The sequence below is a fragment of the Citrobacter arsenatis genome, from assembly GCF_004353845.1.
Lineage (GTDB): Bacteria > Pseudomonadota > Gammaproteobacteria > Enterobacterales > Enterobacteriaceae > Citrobacter > Citrobacter arsenatis.
The window spans coordinates 3,278,195-3,298,210 of record NZ_CP037864.1 but is presented as its reverse complement, the minus strand read 5'-3'; the positions used below and the strand labels follow the sequence as shown (position 1 = coordinate 3,298,210).

The 20,016-nt window shown below is 51.6% G+C and carries 16 protein-coding genes; 14 read left to right on the top strand and 2 right to left on the bottom strand.

What is annotated here, in order from left to right; all coding sequences use genetic code 11:
• Positions 1 to 24: 24 nt before the first annotated feature.
• A complete protein-coding gene (alkA, locus tag E1B03_RS17140) occupies positions 25 to 894 on the top strand; it encodes a DNA-3-methyladenine glycosylase 2 (protein ID WP_133086627.1) in 870 nt (289 codons plus the stop codon).
• On the opposite strand, the gene E1B03_RS17135 is transcribed toward alkA, so the two are convergent.
• Positions 862 to 4,191: a diguanylate cyclase gene (locus E1B03_RS17135; RefSeq protein ID WP_133086626.1), complete on the bottom strand. Its 3,330-nt coding sequence runs from the start codon at positions 4,189 to 4,191 to the stop codon at positions 862 to 864. The genes alkA and E1B03_RS17135 overlap by 33 nt on opposite strands.
• Before the next feature lie 315 nt (positions 4,192 to 4,506).
• Between E1B03_RS17135 and udk the strand changes: the two genes are divergently transcribed.
• The 3 genes from udk to asmA all read left to right on the top strand — a co-directional run bounded on the left by udk (position 4,507) and on the right by asmA (position 7,698).
• Positions 4,507 to 5,148 carry a uridine kinase gene (gene udk, locus E1B03_RS17130; protein WP_003036776.1) on the top strand — a complete coding sequence of 214 codons (642 nt, stop codon included), beginning with the start codon at positions 4,507 to 4,509 and terminating at the stop codon, positions 5,146 to 5,148.
• Positions 5,149 to 5,239: 91 nt separating this feature from the next.
• Complete coding sequence (gene dcd / locus E1B03_RS17125; protein ID WP_003036774.1) at positions 5,240 to 5,821, top strand: dCTP deaminase; 582 nt, start codon at positions 5,240 to 5,242, stop codon at positions 5,819 to 5,821.
• 26 nt (positions 5,822 to 5,847) lie between these two features.
• Entirely contained in the window at positions 5,848 to 7,698 is a 1,851-nt protein-coding gene (gene asmA, locus E1B03_RS17120; protein ID WP_133086625.1) for an outer membrane assembly protein AsmA, read from the top strand.
• Positions 7,699 to 7,742: 44 nt separating this feature from the next.
• Here the strand turns inward: asmA and E1B03_RS17115 are convergent, their stop codons facing one another.
• On the bottom strand, positions 7,743 to 9,326 hold the full coding sequence (locus E1B03_RS17115) for a TerC family protein (protein ID WP_103770542.1): 1,584 nt from the start codon (positions 9,324 to 9,326) through the stop codon (positions 7,743 to 7,745).
• A gap of 655 nt (positions 9,327 to 9,981) precedes the next feature.
• On the opposite strand from E1B03_RS17115, the gene E1B03_RS17110 reads away from it, so the two are divergent.
• From E1B03_RS17110 to gmd, 10 genes are all read left to right on the top strand, one after another.
• Positions 9,982 to 11,121 carry a polysaccharide export protein gene (locus E1B03_RS17110; RefSeq protein WP_103770543.1) on the top strand — a complete coding sequence of 380 codons (1,140 nt, stop codon included), beginning with the start codon at positions 9,982 to 9,984 and terminating at the stop codon, positions 11,119 to 11,121.
• A gap of 5 nt (positions 11,122 to 11,126) precedes the next feature.
• Positions 11,127 to 11,576 (top strand): low molecular weight protein-tyrosine-phosphatase Wzb, encoded by a 450-nt coding sequence (gene wzb, locus E1B03_RS17105; protein WP_133086624.1) that lies wholly within the window; start codon positions 11,127 to 11,129, stop codon positions 11,574 to 11,576.
• On the top strand, positions 11,573 to 13,735 hold the full coding sequence (wzc, locus tag E1B03_RS17100; protein WP_133086623.1) for a tyrosine-protein kinase Wzc: 2,163 nt from the start codon (positions 11,573 to 11,575) through the stop codon (positions 13,733 to 13,735). The genes wzb and wzc overlap by 4 nt, the downstream gene beginning before the upstream one ends.
• A gap of 77 nt (positions 13,736 to 13,812) precedes the next feature.
• Complete coding sequence (gene wcaA, locus E1B03_RS17095) at positions 13,813 to 14,655, top strand: colanic acid biosynthesis glycosyltransferase WcaA (RefSeq protein ID WP_103770546.1); 843 nt, start codon at positions 13,813 to 13,815, stop codon at positions 14,653 to 14,655.
• Positions 14,656 to 14,657: 2 nt separating this feature from the next.
• Positions 14,658 to 15,146, top strand: coding sequence for a colanic acid biosynthesis acetyltransferase WcaB (gene wcaB / locus E1B03_RS17090; protein ID WP_103770547.1), 489 nt, complete (start codon positions 14,658 to 14,660; stop codon positions 15,144 to 15,146).
• A complete protein-coding gene (gene wcaC, locus E1B03_RS17085) occupies positions 15,143 to 16,360 on the top strand; it encodes a colanic acid biosynthesis glycosyltransferase WcaC (RefSeq protein WP_133086622.1) in 1,218 nt (405 codons plus the stop codon). Before wcaB ends, wcaC begins: the two co-directional genes overlap by 4 nt.
• Positions 16,335 to 17,552, top strand: coding sequence for a colanic acid polymerase WcaD (gene wcaD / locus E1B03_RS17080; protein WP_133086621.1), 1,218 nt, complete (start codon positions 16,335 to 16,337; stop codon positions 17,550 to 17,552). The genes wcaC and wcaD overlap by 26 nt, the downstream gene beginning before the upstream one ends.
• Positions 17,553 to 17,557: 5 nt before the next feature.
• Positions 17,558 to 18,304 (top strand): colanic acid biosynthesis glycosyltransferase WcaE, encoded by a 747-nt coding sequence (wcaE, locus tag E1B03_RS17075; protein WP_103770550.1) that lies wholly within the window; start codon positions 17,558 to 17,560, stop codon positions 18,302 to 18,304.
• A gap of 9 nt (positions 18,305 to 18,313) precedes the next feature.
• On the top strand, positions 18,314 to 18,868 hold the full coding sequence (wcaF, locus tag E1B03_RS17070) for a colanic acid biosynthesis acetyltransferase WcaF (protein ID WP_133086620.1): 555 nt from the start codon (positions 18,314 to 18,316) through the stop codon (positions 18,866 to 18,868).
• A 24-nt stretch (positions 18,869 to 18,892) separates the two neighbouring features.
• On the top strand, positions 18,893 to 20,014 hold the full coding sequence (gene gmd, locus E1B03_RS17065) for a GDP-mannose 4,6-dehydratase (RefSeq protein ID WP_133086619.1): 1,122 nt from the start codon (positions 18,893 to 18,895) through the stop codon (positions 20,012 to 20,014).
• Positions 20,015 to 20,016 lie beyond the last annotated feature (2 nt).

The window sequence follows — 20,016 nt, the reverse complement described above, 5'->3', positions numbered from 1 at the left end:
GGTTTGCTGAAAAAGGAAAACTGAATGTACACGCTGAGCTGGCAACCGCCTTATGACTGGCCCTGGATGCTGGGGTTTCTTGCCGCCCGTGCGGTTGAAGGTGTCGAAACCGTTGGGGAGATGAGTTATGCCAGAAGCTTGTCCGTAGGAGGGCATCGTGGTCTGGTGCGCGTTGTCCCGGATCTGCACGCCAACGTCCTACTGGTAACGTTGAGTTCGGGATTACAGCCGGTAGCTTCCGAGTGCCTGGCCAAAATAACGCAATTGTTCGATCTTAGCTGTTGCCCGCAGCAAATTGTCAGCGCGCTGGGCAGCCTTGGGGCGGCGCGTCCGGGATTGCGCCTGCCGGGGTGTGTCGATGCGTTTGAGCAAGGGGTTCGGGCAATTTTAGGCCAGTTAGTCAGCGTGGCGATGGCGGCAAAACTGACGGCGAAAGTCGCGCACGCTTATGGAGATACGCTGGAGGATGCGCCCGAGTATGTGTGTTTTCCCGCGCCAGTCGCGCTTGCCAACGCCAATCCTCTGCAACTGAAAGCGTTAGGGATGCCGCTTAAACGCGCTGAGGCGTTGATTCACCTGGCTCGCGCAACGCTTGAGGGAACGCTTGCGACAAAAGCGCCTGCCGATATTGAGCAAGGCGTTAAGCAGCTACAAACCTTTCCCGGAATAGGACGCTGGACCGCCAACTATTTCGCGCTGCGCGGCTGGCAGGCGAAAGATGTTTTTCTGCCGGATGATTACCTGATTAAACAACGCTTTCCCGGCATGACGCCAGCGCAGATCAGGCGGTACGCCGAACGCTGGAAGCCCTGGCGCTCCTATGCGCTTTTGCATATCTGGTATACGGACGGCTGGCAGCCGTCAGTTGATGGCGAAATTACTGGTATTCAGTAGCAGATCCAGCGGTTGGGCGTCGGCAATAATATCACCATAAATCATATCGATACCGATGCCGGAGAGCGCATCCATGATCAGCGGCAGTTGCACCGGGCCAGCGATGGTTTTAATGTCCAGGCGCTGGGCATGACCCTGGATAATGGATACCCACATTTCGTCAATCAGGTCGCCGTGAACGCTGGCGCTTAGCTCGCTGTCGAGCAACAGGTAATCGACCATGTGATACTTCAGGTTGTCAAAAAGCTCTAAGTCGCGACCGACCTGACTTAACACAATTCGACAGCCGAACTGACGTAACCGATGCAGGGCGGACGCCGCCTGCGTTGGGTTGGTTTTGATAACGCTAGCCGGAACGGTCAGATGCAGCAGTCGTGGCGGTAAGGGACTGCGTTGCAATTGCTCCAGCAGTTCATCTATAAGCTCTGAATTGAGCAACCCGGCGGCGGAAAGCGGCACGGCAATACTGAGCCCCTTGCTGGCGACAGCCGGAGCCGCATTCTGGAAGAATTCACTAAATACCCGGCGGTCGAGCACCTGATTTAACGTGGGATCGACCAGCCTGGCACGGAGGGTCTGCTCTTCCATCACTTCGCCTTCAGCGGTCCCTAAGCGTAGCGAGAGAAGCCAGAAACTAAACGTCTCAGGTATACGCGGGGAGGCCACCCCTCTGGCGATCATCAGCATGGGGTTGTGTGTGATGGTATGTCTTTGTTCATCCAATGACAGTTGGCCTCGGGCTGCATGGGCCTGACTTTGCTGTGGTTCGTAGACGCAGACCCGCCCACGTCCGCTGTTTTTCGCCGCATAGCAGGCGATATCCGCCTGAGACATGACGTCGGTAGCGACATGGTTTTTCTCATCAATCAGCGTAATTCCCGCACTGGCGCCAATGCGGTGCAAGCGGCCTTCCCACATGAAGTGGTAATCATTGATAGCGCTGATAATGCGTCCTGAGATAAAGCGGGCGCTTTCGATATTACAATCTGGCAGTAACAGACCAAACTCATCACCGCCAAGGCGCGCCAACATATCGCTGGATCGCAACATGCTTAGCATCAGCGAAGAGAGTTCGCGCAGCAGGGCATCACCTGCGGCATGACCTGCGCTATCGTTTACCGCTTTAAAACGATCCAGATCGATAAAAACCAGCACATGACGCTGGTGGGTGTCGTGTACCGTATGCAGCAACTGTTTGAGATGGTTTTCAAAGCTGACCCGATTTGCCAACTGAGTCAGGTCGTCATGCGAAGCGCTGTAGCTAAGCTGGCGCAGCATCTTGCGCGATTCTGTGACATCCTGAATAACTAAAACCGAGCCAATGCTACCGCCATCAAGAGTGCTGAGAGGGGTGATGCTGTACTGAATATCATAGCTGTTGCCGTTGCGACAATGCAGCACCACTTCCTGCTCAATTGCCGTACGCGACATGTCGGCACTGTAGATATTTTCCATCAGCGGACCGTTATCGCCGAAGGTGATGCGTAGTACCGTCAGGAGCGGAATGCCGATAGCGCTTTCCTGCTGCCAGCCGCTCATTTTCTCCGCGACTGGATTCATAAAGGTCACGTTCATGTCGACATCAATACAAATCACCGCTTCGCCGATGGAGTCCAGCGTAATATGCAAACGCTCTTTTTCCTGATACAGCGCTTCGTTGAGCTGCTTGACTTCGGTCATATCCATATTGATGCCAAGTAAGCGTTCAACTTCACCGTCTTTATTCAGCACGCGGTTCGCCAGTGAGCGGATATGCCTCACGCCATCTTTTACCGCAATTCGAAACTCAAGCTTAAACGGAGCCCGTGCTGCCAGCGAATCACGAATGACGTTTTCGGCGTGCTCGCGATCTTCAGGCACCACGCATTCATACCAGACTTGCCAGCTGGGCTTGATATGCGCAGGAAGTTCGTAGAGATCGAACATACGCTTATCCCAACTGATCACATCAGGCTGCAGTTCCCATTCCCAAATGCCGATCCCTCCGGCCTCATTGGCAAGCGTAATGCGCTCCATCAACCGTTTGTTCATCCACTCGGTATGCTTCAGGTCGTTAATGTCCTCAACTTGCGCAATAAAGTAGAGTGGGGTGTTATCGCTATGGCGTACCAGCGAAACGGCCAGCAAGGCCCATACAACGTCGCCCGCGCGCGTGTAATAGCGCTTCTCCATTGAATAGCTATCAATTTCTCCGCGCGCCAGCATATCCAACTGTTCGAGATCATTATTCAGATCTTCCGGCCAGGTTAATTGTTGGAAGGTCAGCGAACGTAGCTCATCCTGGCTATAGCCCAGAAACTGGCACAAGGCTTTATTGGCCTGTAACCATTGCCCCTCGGTACCGACCAGCGCCATGCCTATCGCGGAATATTCCATGGCATTGCGAAAGCGCGATTCGCTTTCCGAGATGTGCTTGCGTTCAGCCCGAAATGCGTACATCACCATGGTCATCATGTTGGCTGGCAACAGGATCATCAAAAACGGCAGCCAGGGGATGTCCGTCATCATGTTTGGTTTCGGGGTGTACAGCAGCGAAGGGTCTGCGGCCAGCATCAGCGAAACCATCATCACGGTGCTGAGGAAGATTAAAAACGCCTCCATACGGGGCAGACGTACAGCACTCCACATCAGCAGGACAATAACGCAGGTAAACGGCCACGGAATATACATCATGGACAGCCAACTGAACGTTAAGGTTACCAAAAGTGTAATCAGTGTCTCGAGCAGTAAACGCGGGTTGCGGTGGCGTAGTAAATAGTGGGGCTTAAACAGTAAACCTAACGGTACCAGCGCCAGCGCGCCAATGGATTCTGACAGTACCCAAATGAGGAAGGTATTTAACGAGGTTTCCTTTGGCAGCAATACCCACAGTAATGCGCCGCCCAACAGCGGGGGAACAACGGCACTGCCAAATGCCAGACGCGCCCAGTCGTTAAGATTTTGTAAAGGGTTGTACCAGGGCAGCAACTTACGTAACAACATCGCGCCAACGACGGCCTCAATAATGTTAATGGCAGTGTAGGTGAAGCTGAGCGTCTCTCCGGGGAAGAAGAGCAAAGAGGCCCCGATGTTACCGAATGAGCACGCCAGCGCGATCCCCGGCCACATTTTTCCAGCATGACGGTAAAAGGCCACCATCATGATTGAGGTTGGGAACCACAGCGGCGCCAGCTGTGCGCCGTAACGCGACAGCTCCAGTGAGAACAGCGTAAAGATGAAAGCTACCAGACCTAAACTGGCCAGGCGCAGTAGAGGATGGGGTAAGGTAACTAAAACATGTTGGGATTGTTTACTCATTACCACTCTACCCAAATAGCCGATGTCGCCCAGTAAGGATGCCGGACGCATCACATTTAATCTGGGATTATGCTAGTACAAATAATTTACAATTTATACGCCAGCTGCTCATAAATTAACACTCTCAAGCTATTAATTCCTAAGGTGCGGGAATTAATAAAGCACCTGCTTCAAAACTGACCATTTTAATTTGCGACAGGGACAGCATTGGTGCAGGCTGGGCTGGCATCGCGTCGCTGAAATCCCTATAATTGCCGCGTTTGGCGTTTCGGCGCCGCCCTTCCTTACATCCAGGTTAATCAGGTCGCTAAATTTATGACTGATCAGTCCCATCAGTGCGTCATTATCGGCATTGCCGGCGCATCGGCTTCCGGCAAGAGTCTTATTGCCAGTACTCTTTATCGCGAATTGCGTGAACAAGTCGGTGACGAACATATTGGCGTTATTCCCGAAGACAGCTATTACAAAGATCAAAGCCATCTGTCGATGGAAGAACGTGTAAAAACCAACTACGACCATCCGAATGCGATGGATCACAGCCTGCTGTTCCAACATTTGCAAACGCTTAAGCGCGGCTCTGCCATTGAGTTGCCCGTATACAGCTATGTTGAACACACGCGCACACAAGACACGATTCATATCGAACCCAAGAAAGTGATTATTCTGGAAGGCATTTTGTTGCTGACGGATGCGCGTTTGCGTGACGAAATGAACTTCTCTATTTTTGTTGATACGCCGCTGGATATTTGCCTGATGCGCCGTATCAAGCGGGATGTGAACGAACGTGGTCGTTCAATGGATTCGGTGATGGCGCAATACCAGAAGACTGTCCGTCCAATGTTTCTGCAATTTATCGAACCTTCAAAACAATACGCCGATATCATTGTGCCGCGCGGGGGTAAAAACCGCATCGCCATCGATATTTTAAAGGCTAAAATCAGTCAGTTCTTTGAATAAGTTCAGCGAATTGTGTACCGTTCAGTGATAACCTGGTTCGCCCTTAACGCACCTGGCATTAAGGGTTTGAAGCACGAAAGGAGAAAGTGCCATGCGTTTATGTGACCGAGATATTGAAGCCTGGTTGGATGAAGGTCGCCTGTCGATCAATCCACGCCCTCCTGTCGAGCGAATCAACGGTGCCACGGTGGATGTGCGTCTTGGCAATAAATTCCGTACCTTCCGCGGTCATACGGCGGCGTACATCGATTTGAGCGGACCAAAAGATGAGGTCAGCGCCGCGCTGGATCGCGTGATGAGTGATGAAATCGTCCTCAAAGACGGTGAGGCATTTTTCCTGCATCCGGGGGAACTGGCGTTGGCGGTGACGTTCGAGTCCGTTACGCTGCCTTCCGATCTCGTCGGTTGGTTAGATGGTCGTTCTTCGCTGGCTCGTTTGGGGCTGATGGTACACGTTACGGCACACCGTATCGATCCGGGCTGGTCTGGCTGCATCGTACTGGAGTTTTACAACTCCGGTAAATTACCGCTGGCCCTGCGTCCTGGTATGCCAATTGGTGCGTTAAGTTTCGAACCACTTTCCGGTCCGGCGGCGCGACCTTACAACCGTCGTCAGGATGCGAAGTATCGCGATCAGCAGGGCGCAGTTGCCAGCCGGATCGATAAAGACTGAGTGTTTATCAGTCCATTGGGGATAGCATGAGACGATTTCTGACGACGCTGATGATCCTACTGGTCGTGCTGGTGGCCGGTTTTTCTGCGTTAGTACTGTTGGTGAATCCGAATGATTTTCGCGCGTATATGGTCAAGCAAGTTGCTGCGCGTAGCGGATATCAGCTGCAGTTGGATGGTCCTCTGCGCTGGCACGTATGGCCTCAGTTGAGTATTCTCTCGGGTCGCATGGTGTTAACGGCTGAAGGTGCCAGCGAACCTCTGATTCGTGCCGACAATATGCGACTTGACGTCGCGTTGTGGCCGTTGCTAAGTCATCAGCTCAGCGTGAAGCAGGTGATGCTCAAAGGCGCTGTGATTCAGTTGACCCCGCAAACTGAAGCGGTGCGCGGAAAAGATGCGCCCGTTGCCCCCAAAGACAATACCTTACCGGATCTGGCTGAAGACAAAGGCTGGTCGTTTGATATCTCCCGTTTACGCATTGCCGACAGCGTTTTGGTGTTCCAACATGAAGACGATGAGCAGGTCACTGTTCGCGATATTCGGCTGGAGATGGAGCAGGATAACCAGCACCGTGGCACATTTGATTTCTCCGGGCGTGTGAACCGCGATCAGCGTGACCTCGCATTATCCTTTAACGGTACAGTCGATGCCTCCGATTATCCGCATAACTTATCTGCGAATATTGAGCAGTTAAGCTGGCAACTGCAGGGAGCCGATCTGCCGTCGCAGGGGATTAAAGGCCAAGGACAGCTTCAGGCGCAGTGGCTGGAAGAGAAAAAACAACTCGCGTTCAGCCAGATTCATTTGACCGCGAATGACAGCTCTCTTGCCGGGCAAGTCCAGGTGACATTATTGGATAAACCAGAATGGAACGTAGATCTTAAGTTTGGTCAGCTCAATCTGGACAATCTGCTCGTACAGCGCGACCCTGCGACGAAGGACGGTGAGGCTCAGCAAGGTCAGAGTCAGACGACGTTGGCACGACCAGTGATTGCTTCGCAGGTTGATGACGTTTCTTATCAGGGGCTCCAGGGATTTTCGGCAAACATCGCCTTGCAAGCGGACAAAGTGCTGTGGCGGAAAATGGTGTTTGATAACGTCTCGGCAAAGATTGACAACCAGTTCGGCTTATTAAACGTTGCGCAGCTGCAAGGGGAAAGTGACGGCGGGCAGGTTTCTCTCCCCGGGACGCTGGATGCCAGAAAAGGAACGCCGCGCGCGGTCTTTCATCCACGTCTGGACGGCGTAGAAATTGGCACGATCCTGAAAGCCTTCGACTACCCAATCGCCCTCACCGGCAAACTGTCACTGGCGGGTGATTTTTCTGGCTCAGACATTGACGCGCAGGCGTTCCGTCATCGCTGGCAAGGGCAGGCCCATGTCGAACTGAGTGATACACGAATGGAAGGGATGAACTTCCAGCAGATGATACAGCAGGCGGTAGAACGCAGCGGCGGGGATGTTAAATCTCAGCAAAACATGGATAACGTGACTCGTCTCGATCGCTTTGTCACCGATATGACGCTGGATAACGGCGAGGTTACGCTGGATAACATGGAAGGGGAGTCCGCTGTGCTGGCGCTGACCGGTAAGGGAACGTTAGATCTGGTGAAGCAAAATTGCGACACACAGTTTAACATTCGCGTATTGGGCGGCTGGGAAGGTGAAAATAAGCTGATTGATTTCCTGAAAGCCACGCCGGTTCCTCTCAGGGTCTATGGCCAGTGGCAAGCGCTGAACTACAGTCTGCAGGTCGACCAGCTGTTGCGTAAGCACGTGCAGGATGAAGCGAAACGTCGTCTGAACGACTGGGCCGATCGCAATAAAGACTCCCGCAACGGTAAGGATGTTAAAAAGCTGCTGGATAAACTCTGATTCAGATTGCCGGATGGTGGCTGATGCCCCATCCGGCTTGTCATTTATACCTCGTAATCCATCTCTTCTTCACTGTGCAGCGGTATCAGCTGGACTTTTTGCACGCGATGATTTTCCACCTGCAGGGTTTTCAGTCGGTAGTCGCCCACCTGAACTTCCTCCCCGGTTTTCGGGATGCGCTGCAAATACTCCATTAACAGTCCGGCAATGGTGTGATACTCACGCTTATCATCTAACGGGATAGGCACGTACTGCACCAGGTCTTCCAGCGGCATATGTCCGTTAGCGGTCCATGAACCATCAGCATTTTTCTGAATGTCGTGGCGGGCATCAATCTCCTCTACCTCATTAGGCAGATTACCGGCGATGGTTTCCATTACGTCGCTGAGTGTGACAATCCCTTCGACGGAACCAAATTCATCGGCCACAAAAGCGAAGTGCGTCCGGGCGTTACGGAACTGCTCAAGCGCCGGAAGCAGCGGCAGAGTCTCCGGGAATACCAGCGGCTGACGAATCAAGACGCGTAAGTCAAGCGGCTCACCGCGCAGGGACTGCTGTAGCAGGTCGATGACATGCACCACGCCGAGCAGTTCTTCCTGCTCATCTTCGCCGGTAACCACCAGACGCGTATGCTGGTTTTTTTCCAACAAAGCGCGGATTTCTGTTTCGGGCGCATTGAGGTCGATGTGTTCAATATCATGGCGCGAGGTCATGATGCTGCTGACAGTGCGCTGATTAAGGTTCAGCACGCGTTCGATCATCCGCCGCTCCTGAGGTGCAAAAATTTGCCCTTCATGATGGTCTGCCAGCATCGCCGCGGTTTCGGCATCCAGTTCGGCGTCTTCTTTTTGCCCGCTCAGCAGTCGCATTACCGCCTCGGCGGTGCGCTGGCGCAGGGTATGGTTGGCTGACAGGAAGCGACGGCGGTTAAAGATAGCCAACTGATTCAATGCTTCAATCATGACCGAGAAGCCGATGGCAGCGTACAGGTAACCTTTCGGGATATGGAAACCAAACCCTTCGGCGACCAGGCTGAAACCAATCATCAGCAGGAAGCTCAGGCACAAAATGACGATAGTTGGATGGCTGTTGACAAAGCGAGTCAGCGATTTGCTGGCCAGCACCATCAGGCTGATGGCAATAATCACCGCAGCCATCATCACCGCCAGGTGATCGACCATCCCGACGGCCGTAATGACGGAATCCAGAGAGAAGATGGCGTCCAGCACCACGATTTGCGCGACGACGCCCCAGAATTTAGCGCCTTTACGTTGGGTGGGGTTATCACTGTCTTTCCCTTCCAGCCGTTCGTTTAGCTCCATGGTGGCTTTAAACAGCAGGAAGAAACCGCCGAACAGCATGATCAGATCGCGGGCGCTGAAGCTGAGATCGCGAATGCTGAACAGCGGCGTAGTCAGCGTCACCAGCCAGGATATTGATGCCAGCAGCAGCAGGCGCATAACCATCGCCAGCAGTAGCCCGGTAATACGCGCCTTATCTCGCTGGGCTGGAGGCAGTTTCTCCGCGAGGATGGCAATAAAAACAAGATTATCAATGCCAAGAACAAGTTCGATCACGATTAACGTGACCAGTCCGGCCCAGATTGACGGATCGGCAATCCATTCCATAGTAAATGCTATACCCATAGTTGTATGACAATTGTCACAATTCGATCATGGGTAAAACTGGCGAAAAATGCAATGGCGACGAGGGATTTCTCTATCCGCTATATCAGAACAGATGCAGGATAATAGCCTTAATGTAACTACAGGAAATGATTTTATTAATCTAAATGTATTTAGGAAATATCGCAGGTGGAATATTTCTACATCAATATTGTCAATATCAATAAAATCCTAAAAATATACAAATTCAACGCTTAATATTAATCTTAAAAGCAAGTTGTCGGCGGCTTGTTATCTTGCCTGACATTCGCTTAGCTGCAACAATTCTTCCGGTAATAATCAAAAGATATATATTTCCTCATTAACCAGCGACGCTATTCCTGATGCGTTGCCGCTGTAAATGTGATGAAAATAAAGGAGGAGATAAAAATTTAAATTAATCAGTGCATTGGTAGCTAGTTAAGCCAGGGGCGGTAGCGTGTCTGGTCGCCTGAAACAAGCCTAAATTATTCTGTCAAGAGATCGCAGATGAATTCAATTTTTTTAGGACTGATGCCAGTTAAATTTCTTTTCAATTAACGGCAAGGTAAATGCGTACAGGCGAGGTCGCTATTTAGAGCGCACGTGATAATTACTCTGCCAAAGTGATAAATAATCAATGATGAAATCCAAACTTAAATTGATACCAGTATTGGTATCGGCAATCTTGATAAATGGTTGTACCGTACTACCGGGCAGCAATATGTCTACGATGGGCAAAGATGTGATTAAACAGCAGGACGCTGATTTTGATCTCGATCGCATGGTGAATGTTTATCCACTCACCCCACGGCTGGTCGAACAATTACGTCCACGACCAAATGTTGCGCAGCCTAATATGTCTCTGGATCAGGAGATTGCCGGGTATCAGTATCGGGTCGGTCCGGGCGATGTTCTGAATGTAACCGTCTGGGACCATCCTGAACTTACCACGCCTGCTGGGCAGTATCGTAGCTCAAGCGATACCGGCAACTGGGTGCAGCCTGATGGCACTATGTTTTACCCCTACATCGGCAAAGTCAGCGTGGTAGGAAAGACGTTGGCTGAAATTCGTAGTGATATTACCGGGCGCTTAGCGAAGTACATTGCTGACCCGCAGGTGGACGTTAATATCGCCGCTTTCCGCTCGCAGAAGGCCTATGTCTCCGGGCAGGTGAACAAATCCGGCCAGCAGGCCATTACCAACGTGCCGCTTACCGTTCTCGATGCCATCAACGCCGCAGGCGGTCTTACCGAGGCGGCAGACTGGCGCAACGTTGTACTGACGCACAAAGGGCAAGAGCAACGCATTTCACTGCAAGCGCTGATGCAAAATGGCGACCTGAGCCAGAACCGTCTGCTCTATCCTGGCGACATTCTGTTTGTCCCGCGTAATGACGATTTGAAAGTCTTTGTGATGGGGGAAGTGAAAAAACAGAGCACCCTCAAAATGGACTTCAGCGGCATGACGCTCACCGAGGCGCTCGGCAATGCGGAAGGTATCGACCTGACCACCTCCAACGCCAGCGGCATTTTCGTTATTCGTCCATTGAAAGGCGAGAGCGGAAACAACGGCAAGATCGCCAATATCTATCAGCTTGATATGTCCGATGCGACATCGTTGGTGATGGCAACGTCATTCCGACTCCAGCCATACGATGTGGTGTACGTCACTACCGCGCCGGTTGCTCGTTGGAACCGTTTGATCAATCAGTTGCTGCCGACTATTAGCGGTGTTCGCTATATGACGGACACGGCCAGCGACCTTCACAACTGGTAATCGTCATGTTTAACAAAATCTTAGTTGTCTGTGTGGGGAACATTTGTCGCTCCCCGACGGCAGAGCGCTTGTTAAGGCAATTTCACCCGGCGTTAACGGTCTCTTCTGCCGGCCTCGGGGCGCTGGTGGGGAAAGGCGCGGATCCGTGCGCCATTAGCGTGGCGCAGGCGCATAACCTGTCGCTGGAGAATCATTGCGCCCGGCAGATCTCGGGACGCATGTGCCGGGAGTATGACCTGATCCTGACCATGGAAAAACGCCATATCTCTGCCCTGTGCGAAATGGTGCCGGAGATGCGCGGCAAAGTGATGCTTTTTGGTCACTGGGACAGCGAGCGTGAAATTCCCGATCCGTATCGGAAAAGCCGCGATGCGTTTGACGCGGTGTACGCATTACTTGAACGGTCTGCCCGCCAATGGGCCAAGGCACTGAACGCAGAGCAGGAAAAACAATGACAGAAAAAGTAAAACAGTCTGCTGCGCCGATAACAGGCAATGATGAAATCGATATTGGTCGTCTGGTTGCAACGGTGGTGGAAGCCCGCTGGTGGGTGCTTGGCATTACCGCGGCATTTGCAATGTGCGCCGCGGTTTACACGCTGTTCGCCACACCAATCTACAGTGCGGACGCGCTGGTACAAATTGAGCAAAATACCGGAAATTCACTGGTGCAGGATATTGGTTCGGCGTTGTCGAACAAACCTCCGGCCTCGGAAGCGGAAATTCAGCTCATCCAGTCACGACTGGTATTGGGGAAAACGGTAGACGATCTCAACCTTGATATCGCTGTTACCAAAGATACGTTCCCCATTTTTGGCGCGGGCTGGGATCGGTTGATGGGCCGTCAGAATGAAACGGTTAACGTGACCACCTTCACGTTGCCAAAGGCGATGAAGGAACAGACCTTCACGCTCAGCGTGCTGAATGACAAACGCTATCAACTGGTGAGTGACGGGGGTTTTAGCGCCCAGGGGCAGGTTGGACAAGTGCTGAAACACGATGGCGTGACGATGCTGGTTGAGGCGATTCATGCCAGCCCTGAGAGCCAATTTACCGTCAGTAAATTTTCCACATTGGGCATGATTAACACCCTGCAAAATAACCTGATGGTGTCGGAAACTGGCAAAGACACCGGCGTATTGAGCCTGACCTTTACCGGCGAAGACCGCGAGCAAATCCGCCAGATCCTCGACAGTATTACCCGCAACTATTTGCAACAAAACGTAGAGCGTAAGTCTGAAGAGGCAGCTAAAAGTCTGGCGTTTCTGGCAAAACAACTGCCCGAGGTGCGTAACCGACTGGACGTTGCCGAAAACAAGCTGAACGCCTTTCGTCAGGACAAAGACTCCGTGGATTTGCCGCTGGAAGCCAAAGCGGTGCTGGATTCAATGGTGAATATTGACGCGCAGCTTAATGAGCTGTCCTTCAAAGAAGCGGAGATTTCCAAGCTGTTCACCAAAGCGCATCCGGCGTACCGCACGTTGCTGGAAAAACGCCAGGCGCTGGAAGATGAGAAAAGTAAGCTGAACGGGCGCGTAACGGCGATGCCGAAAACGCAGCAGGAAATTGTCCGCCTGACGCGCGACGTGGAGTCCGGTCAGCAGGTCTATATGCAGTTACTGAACAAGCAACAGGAACTGAAGATTACCGAGGCCAGTACGGTCGGAGATGTACGCATCGTCGATCCCGCGATTGCCCAGCCTGGCGTGCTGAAACCGAAAACGGCGCTAATTATTCTCGGCAGTATCATCCTCGGTTTGATGCTTTCGGTGGTGGGTGTCCTGCTACGGTCTCTGTTTAATCGCGGCATTGAAAGTCCGCAGGCGCTGGAGGAGCATGGTATCAGCGTGTATGCCAGTATTCCCCTGTCTGAATGGCAAAAAGCGCGGGATAACGTTCAGACCATTAAAGGTGTGAAACGCTACAAGCAAAGCCAGTTACTGGCGGTGGGGAATCCGACGGATCTCGCGATAGAAGCGGTCCGCAGCCTGCGTACCAGTCTGCACTTTGCCATGATGCAAGCGCGCAACAATGTATTGATGCTGACCGGCGTTAGCCCGTCGATTGGCAAAACGTTTGTCTGCGCCAACCTGGCTGCGGTCATCAGCCAGACCAACAAACGCGTGCTGTTGATCGACTGTGACATGCGCAAAGGCTATACCCACGAACTGCTGGGGACCAATAACGTCAACGGTCTGTCTGAGATCCTCATCGGCAAGGGGGATATTTCATCTGGCGCGAAACCGACGTCGATCCCGCATTTCGATCTGATCCCTCGCGGCCAAATCCCTCCCAATCCTTCCGAGCTTCTGATGAGCGAGCGCTTTGGTGAACTGATTGCCTGGGCCAGCGCGCACTATGACCTGGTGCTGATTGATACCCCGCCAATACTGGCGGTGACCGATGCGGCTATCGTGGGGCGTCACGTCGGAACCACGCTGATGGTGGCACGTTACGCGGTTAATACGCTGAAAGAGGTGGAAACCAGCCTGAGTCGCTTCGAGCAAAACGGCATTCAGGTGAAAGGGGTGATCCTCAACTCGATCTTCCGCCGCGCCAGCGGGTACCAGGATTACGGTTACTACGAATACGAGTACACGTCGGATTCGAAATAGATAACCAATAGCAACGCATATCGAATGTAGGCCTGATAAGCGTAGCGTCATCAGGCAACTTTATTTGGGACACGAAAATGACGACAGAAAACCCGCTAATTTCGATTTACATGCCAACCTGGAACCGGCAACAGTTGGCCATTCGGGCGATTAAATCGGTATTGCGCCAGGACTATCCTCACTGGGAAATGATCATTGTGGACGATTGCTCTTCCTCGTATGCGCAACTGCAGCAGTTTGTTGAGGAACTCAACGATCCGCGAGTGTCGTATACGCGTAACCCCAATAATAGCGGGGCCTGCGCGGTGCGTAATCAAGCCATCATGCAGGCCAGGGGGCAATATATTACGGGGATTGATGATGATGATGAATGGACGCCGGACCGCCTGAGCGTTTTTCTCAACTATCGTCATCATCTGGTCACGCGGGCGTTTTTGTATGCCAATGACTATGTCTGTGAAGGTGAAGTGTATTCGCAGCCGACCAGTCTGCCACTCTATCCGAAGTCCGTTTATTCACGCCGGAAGTTTTATAAGCGCAATATCATTGGTAACCAGGTGTTTACCTGGGCATGGCGGTTTAAAGCATGCCTGTTCGATACCACGCTGAAAGCGGCGCAGGATTACGACATCTTCCTGCGTATGGTGGTGGCGTATGGCAAACCGTGGAAGGTCAAAGAGGCGACGCAGATCCTGCATGTCAACCACGGTGAAATGCGTATTACTTCATCACCGAAAAAATTCTCCGGCTACTTTCAGTTCTACCGCAAACACAAAGGCAAATTTGACCGGGCCAGCAAGAAATATCAGCTGTTTACCCTCTATCAGATCCGCAACAAACGGATGAACTGGCGCACGTTGCTGACGTTGCTTTCTCTTCGTAACAGTAAGCGTCTGGCCGACGGACTGCGGGGACGCTAAGTATGCTGGAAGATTTACGTGCGAACGGCTGGAGTCTGCGCCCCTGCTGCATGGTGGTAGCCTATCGGATGGCCCATTTTTGCTCCGTCTGGCGTAAAAAAAATATCCTGAATAACCTGTGGGCCGCACCGGTGCTGGTGATGTATCGCCTTATCACCGAATGCCTGTTTGGCTATGAAATTCAGGCCGCTGCATCTATCGGTCGTCGTTTCACCATCCATCATGGCTATGGGGTGGTTATCAATAAACACGTGGTGGCAGGGGATGATTTCACTCTGCGCCACGGCGTCACCATCGGCAATCTTGGTGCCAATGATTTGTCCTGCCCGGTCATTGGTAACGGCGTTGAGCTGGGGGCCAATGTCACTCTGCTCGGCGACGTTGTTATTGGCAATAACGTAACGATTGGCGCCGGAAGCGTGGTGGTGGATAGCATCCCCGACAACACGCTGGTGGTGGGCGAGAAAGCACGAGTGAAGGTTACAAAATGAATATCTTACAATTTAATGTGCGACTCGCAGAAGGCGGGGCGGCAGGCGTGGCGTTAGATTTGCACCTGAGGGCGCTGGAGAAAGGTCTGTCGTCGCGTTTTGTCTATGGCTATGGCAAAGGTGGCAAGAAAAGCGTCAGCCATGCGAATTACCCGCAGGTTATCAAACATACGCCACGCCTGACGTCGGCGGTGAACATTGCGCTGTTTCGTTTCGCGAACCGCGACCTGTTTGGCAATCTCGACAAGTTATACCGTGAAGTTACCCGCACCAGCGGCCCGCTGGTCCTGCATTTTCATGTGTTGCACAGCTATTGGTTGAATCTGGAAGAGGTGGTCACCTTTTGCCAAAAGGTGAAGGCGCATAAACCGGATATCACCTTCGTCTGGACGCTGCACGATCACTGGAGTGTGACCGGGCGTTGTGCCTTTACCGATGGCTGCGAAAACTGGAAAACGGGCTGCCAGAAATGCCCAACGCTCAGCAATTATCCGCCGGTAAAAATCGATAAAGCCCATCAACAGTTACCCGGTAAGCGCCAGATGTTTCGCGCTATGCTGGCGCTGGGCTGCCAGTTCATCTCGCCCAGTCAGCATGTGGCTGACGCATTCAACAGCCTGTATGGCGTGGGACGCTGCCGCATTATCAATAACGGTATCGATGTGGCCACTGAAGCCATCCTTGCCGCTCTTCCCGTTAAACACGAGGAGAGCGGCAAACCGAAAATCGCCGTGGTGGCTCATGATCTGCGCTATGACGGGAAAACCCGTCAACAGCTGGTGCGGAAGATTATCGCACTCGGAGACAAAATTGAGCTGCATACCTTCGGCAAATTTTCGCCGTTCGCGGGGGATAACGTCATCAACCACGGGTTTGAGAGCGATAAGCGCACGTTGATGAGCGCGCTTAACGAAATGGATGGGCTGGTGTTCAGCTCCCGTGTTGATAACTACCCGCTGATTATGTGCGAAGCGCTTTCCATTGGCGTACCGGTGATTGCCACGCACAGTGATGCCGCGCAGGAAGTGCTGGCGAAATCAGGTGGCAAAACGGTCAGTGAAGCGGAGGTTTTGCAACTGGTGCAACTGAAAAAATCAGACATTGCGCAGGCGGTATTTGACACGTCGCTTGCCGCGTTCAGCCAGCGCAGCCGGGTGGCATACAGTGGGCAACAGATGCTGGAGGAATATGTCTCGTTCTATCAGAATCTGTAGCTATTTGGTGCTACCGCTGCTTTACCTGCTGGTTAACGTCAAACTCGCCCAGCTTGGCGAGAGCTTCCCGATAACTCTCGTCACCTTCTTACCCGTTCTGCTGTTGCTATTTGTCGAGCGCATCAATATCAAAAAACTAATGATTGCGCTGGGTATAGGCGGTGGGCTGACGGCGTTTAACTATCTGTTCGGACAATCACTTGATGCCAGTAAGTACGTGACGTCTGCGATGCTGTTTGTCTATACCGTGGTGATTATTGGCATGGTGTGGAGTATTCGCTTCAAAACCATTTCACCGCATAACTACATCAAGATATTGCGTTTTTTCTGGTTGGTTGTGGGCCTGGTGGTGGGGTTAGCTGCTGTTGAAATGGCGCAGATAATTCTCAGTGGCGGCAGTAGTTTAATGGAAGTTATTTCGAAATATCTTATTTACAGTAACAGCTATGTTCTGAACTTTATTAAGTTTGGTGGGAAACGCACCACTGCGCTCTATTTCGAACCAGCATTCTTCGCTCTGGCGTTAATCTCAATTTGGCTCAGCATCAAACAGTTTGGTATCAAAACGCCTAAGTCCGATGCTATGATTCTGGCAGGGATAATATTATCAGGATCGTTTTCAGGGGTAATGACGTTTATTTTGTTTTATCTTCTGGAGTGGGCATTCCAGTACCTGAATAAAGATGCGATAAAAAAGAAGTTGCCGCTGGCGATAATCTCATTAAGCGTGTTTTTAGTTGGTGTGATATTTGCGTTTCCGTACATCGCTTCGCGTCTTGGTGATTTAGGAACTGAAGGTTCGTCATCGTATTATCGTATTGTAGGACCATTAGTGATGGTCGGATATTCGTTACTTAACGTTGATGGGGTAGTGAGATTTGGCTCGCTTTATGAATATGTTGCATCATTCGGAATTTTTAACGGTGCAGATGTTGGCAAAACGATAGACAATGGCTTGTATCTGTTGATTATTTATTTTTCATGGTTTGCAGTGATATTAGCCCTATGGTACATGGGGAAAGTCATGAAGATGATGATCAATGCGTTTGGTGATAATCAGAATTATCGGGTGCAGCTTTATCTTTTTACGCCACTGTCGCTGTTTTTTACAGGTTCAGTATTTAGTCCAGAATACGCATTTTTAATTGTGTGTCCGTTTATTTTGCGCAAGGCGCTGAATATCGCGAGGTAATTCACATGCTGCTCAGTATTATCACCGTCGCCTTTCGCAATCTGGAAGGGATCGTCAAAACTCACGCATCGCTGGCACATCTGGCGCAGGCGAATGATATCAGTTTTGAGTGGATTGTTATTGATGGTGGCTCTTCTGACGGTACGTCTGCGTTCCTTGAAGAACTCAGTGGAGAGCATCGGTTACGGTTTGTCAGCGAGCCGGATAACGGCATCTATGATGCGATGAATAAAGGTATTGCGATGGCGCGCGGGCGATTCGCGCTGTTCCTCAACTCCGGCGATATTCTGCATGCGGAGGCGGCTGATTTTATCCGTCAGCTAAAAACGCAGAGCGATAAAACCATGGTTATTGGTGATGCGTTGCTGGATTTTGGCAATGGCAACAAAATAAAGCGCCGGGCCAAGCCGGGTTGGTATATTTATCACAGCCTGCCCGCCAGCCATCAGGCAATCTTCTTTCCTCTCTCAGGACTGGATGTCTGGCGCTATGATTTGCAATATAAAATATCGTCTGATTATGCGCTGGCCGCCAAATTATATAAGTCCGGTTATGTTTTTAAAAAGCTGAGCGGGTTGGTGTCTGAGTTTTCCATGGGCGGAGTGTCAACAACGAATAATCTGGAATTGTGCCGGGACGCAAAAAAAGTACAGCGCCAGATATTACGTATGCCAGGTTTTTGGACCGGTTTATCAGAATATTTACGTTTGCGTACAACTGGTAAAACTAAAAACTTATATGGAAAAACTTAAGGGCATCTTATGCAGGATCTAAGCGGCTTCAAAGTTCCTGGGGGGTTTCGCGGCGGTGGTGTCATTAAAGTCCAATTATGGTGGGCGGTGCAAGCAACATTATTCCGCTGGTCGCCACAGGTAATGTATCGCTGGCGTGCTTTTTTATTACGGATGTTTGGCGCAAAAATAGGAAAAAACGTAGTTATTCGACCTTCAGTAAAAATTACTTACCCGTGGAAATTAACCCTGGGAGATTATGCCTGGGTGGGTGATGACGCGGTTTTATATACGCTGGGGGATATTACGATTGGCGCCCACGCGGTTATTTCGCAAAAAAGTTATTTATGCACCGGGAGTCACGATTACGCCAGTCAACATTTTGATATTAACGCCACGCCGATTGTGGTTGGCGCTAAATGCTGGTTGGCGACAGATGTCTTTGTCGCGCCAGGCGTGACGATTGGTGATGGCACCGTCGTTGGAGCACGAAGCAGCGTATTTAAATCGCTGCCAGCAAATGTCATTTGTCGGGGAAATCCCGCTGTAGTCACGCGCGAACGCGTCGAGAAAGTTACTCCCTGAGGGGATCATTTAAGAGGTAATAACATGTCAAAAGTCGCTCTCATCACTGGCGTAACCGGGCAGGATGGTTCTTACCTGGCAGAACTTCTGCTGGAAAAAGGGTATGAAGTACACGGTATCAAACGTCGTGCTTCCTCATTCAACACCGAACGCGTGGACCACATCTACCAGGATCCGCATTCGGGCAATCCCAAATTCCATCTGCACTATGGCGATTTGACGGACTCCTCCAACCTGACCCGTATTTTAAAGGAAGTTCAACCGGATGAGGTCTACAACCTGGGCGCCATGAGTCATGTCGCGGTGTCGTTTGACTCACCGGAATACACTGCGGACGTCGATGCAATTGGTACGTTGCGTTTGCTGGAGGCTATCCGCTTCCTCGGTCTGGAGAAGAAGACCCGTTTTTATCAGGCGTCCACTTCTGAGCTATACGGTCTGGTACAGGAAATCCCGCAGAAAGAGACCACGCCGTTCTACCCGCGTTCGCCGTATGCCGTTGCTAAGCTGTACGCCTACTGGATAACCGTCAACTACCGTGAATCTTACGGTATGTATGCCTGTAACGGCATTCTGTTTAACCACGAATCTCCCCGCCGCGGGGAAACCTTTGTCACTCGCAAAATTACCCGTGCGATCGCCAACATCGCGCAGGGGCTGGAGTCTTGCCTGTACCTGGGCAACATGGATTCGCTGCGTGACTGGGGACATGCCAAAGATTACGTCAGGATGCAGTGGATGATGCTGCAGCAAGATAAGCCGGAAGATTTCGTGATTGCCACCGGCGTGCAGTATTCCGTGCGTCAGTTTGTGGAAATGGCGGCGGCTCAGTTAGGGATTAAATTGCGCTTTGAAGGTGAGGGCGTGAATGAAAAAGGCATTGTGGTTTCCGTAACCGGACACGATGCGCCGGGGGTGAAGCCTGGGGATGTCATGATTGCCGTCGATCCGCGCTATTTCCGTCCGGCAGAGGTAGAAACGCTGTTGGGCGATCCGGCCAAAGCACATGAAAAACTGGGCTGGAAACCGGAAATCACGCTGCGCCAGATGATTGCGGAAATGGTTGCCAACGATCTTGATGCGGCGAAGAAGCATTCCCTGTTGAAGTCGCACGGTTACGAGGTCGCCATCGCGCTGGAGTACTGAGG

Coding starts and splice junctions, on each gene's coding strand:
- alkA (WP_133086627.1), top strand. CDS start 25: ATGTACACGCTGAGCTGGCAACCGCCTTATGACTGGCCCTGGATGCTG.
- E1B03_RS17135 (WP_133086626.1), bottom strand. CDS start 4,191: ATGAGTAAACAATCCCAACATGTTTTAGTTACCTTACCCCATCCTCTA.
- udk (WP_003036776.1), top strand. CDS start 4,507: ATGACTGATCAGTCCCATCAGTGCGTCATTATCGGCATTGCCGGCGCA.
- dcd (WP_003036774.1), top strand. CDS start 5,240: ATGCGTTTATGTGACCGAGATATTGAAGCCTGGTTGGATGAAGGTCGC.
- asmA (WP_133086625.1), top strand. CDS start 5,848: ATGAGACGATTTCTGACGACGCTGATGATCCTACTGGTCGTGCTGGTG.
- E1B03_RS17115 (WP_103770542.1), bottom strand. CDS start 9,326: ATGGAATGGATTGCCGATCCGTCAATCTGGGCCGGACTGGTCACGTTA.
- E1B03_RS17110 (WP_103770543.1), top strand. CDS start 9,982: ATGATGAAATCCAAACTTAAATTGATACCAGTATTGGTATCGGCAATC.
- wzb (WP_133086624.1), top strand. CDS start 11,127: ATGTTTAACAAAATCTTAGTTGTCTGTGTGGGGAACATTTGTCGCTCC.
- wzc (WP_133086623.1), top strand. CDS start 11,573: ATGACAGAAAAAGTAAAACAGTCTGCTGCGCCGATAACAGGCAATGAT.
- wcaA (WP_103770546.1), top strand. CDS start 13,813: ATGACGACAGAAAACCCGCTAATTTCGATTTACATGCCAACCTGGAAC.
- wcaB (WP_103770547.1), top strand. CDS start 14,658: ATGCTGGAAGATTTACGTGCGAACGGCTGGAGTCTGCGCCCCTGCTGC.
- wcaC (WP_133086622.1), top strand. CDS start 15,143: ATGAATATCTTACAATTTAATGTGCGACTCGCAGAAGGCGGGGCGGCA.
- wcaD (WP_133086621.1), top strand. CDS start 16,335: ATGTCTCGTTCTATCAGAATCTGTAGCTATTTGGTGCTACCGCTGCTT.
- wcaE (WP_103770550.1), top strand. CDS start 17,558: ATGCTGCTCAGTATTATCACCGTCGCCTTTCGCAATCTGGAAGGGATC.
- wcaF (WP_133086620.1), top strand. CDS start 18,314: ATGCAGGATCTAAGCGGCTTCAAAGTTCCTGGGGGGTTTCGCGGCGGT.
- gmd (WP_133086619.1), top strand. CDS start 18,893: ATGTCAAAAGTCGCTCTCATCACTGGCGTAACCGGGCAGGATGGTTCT.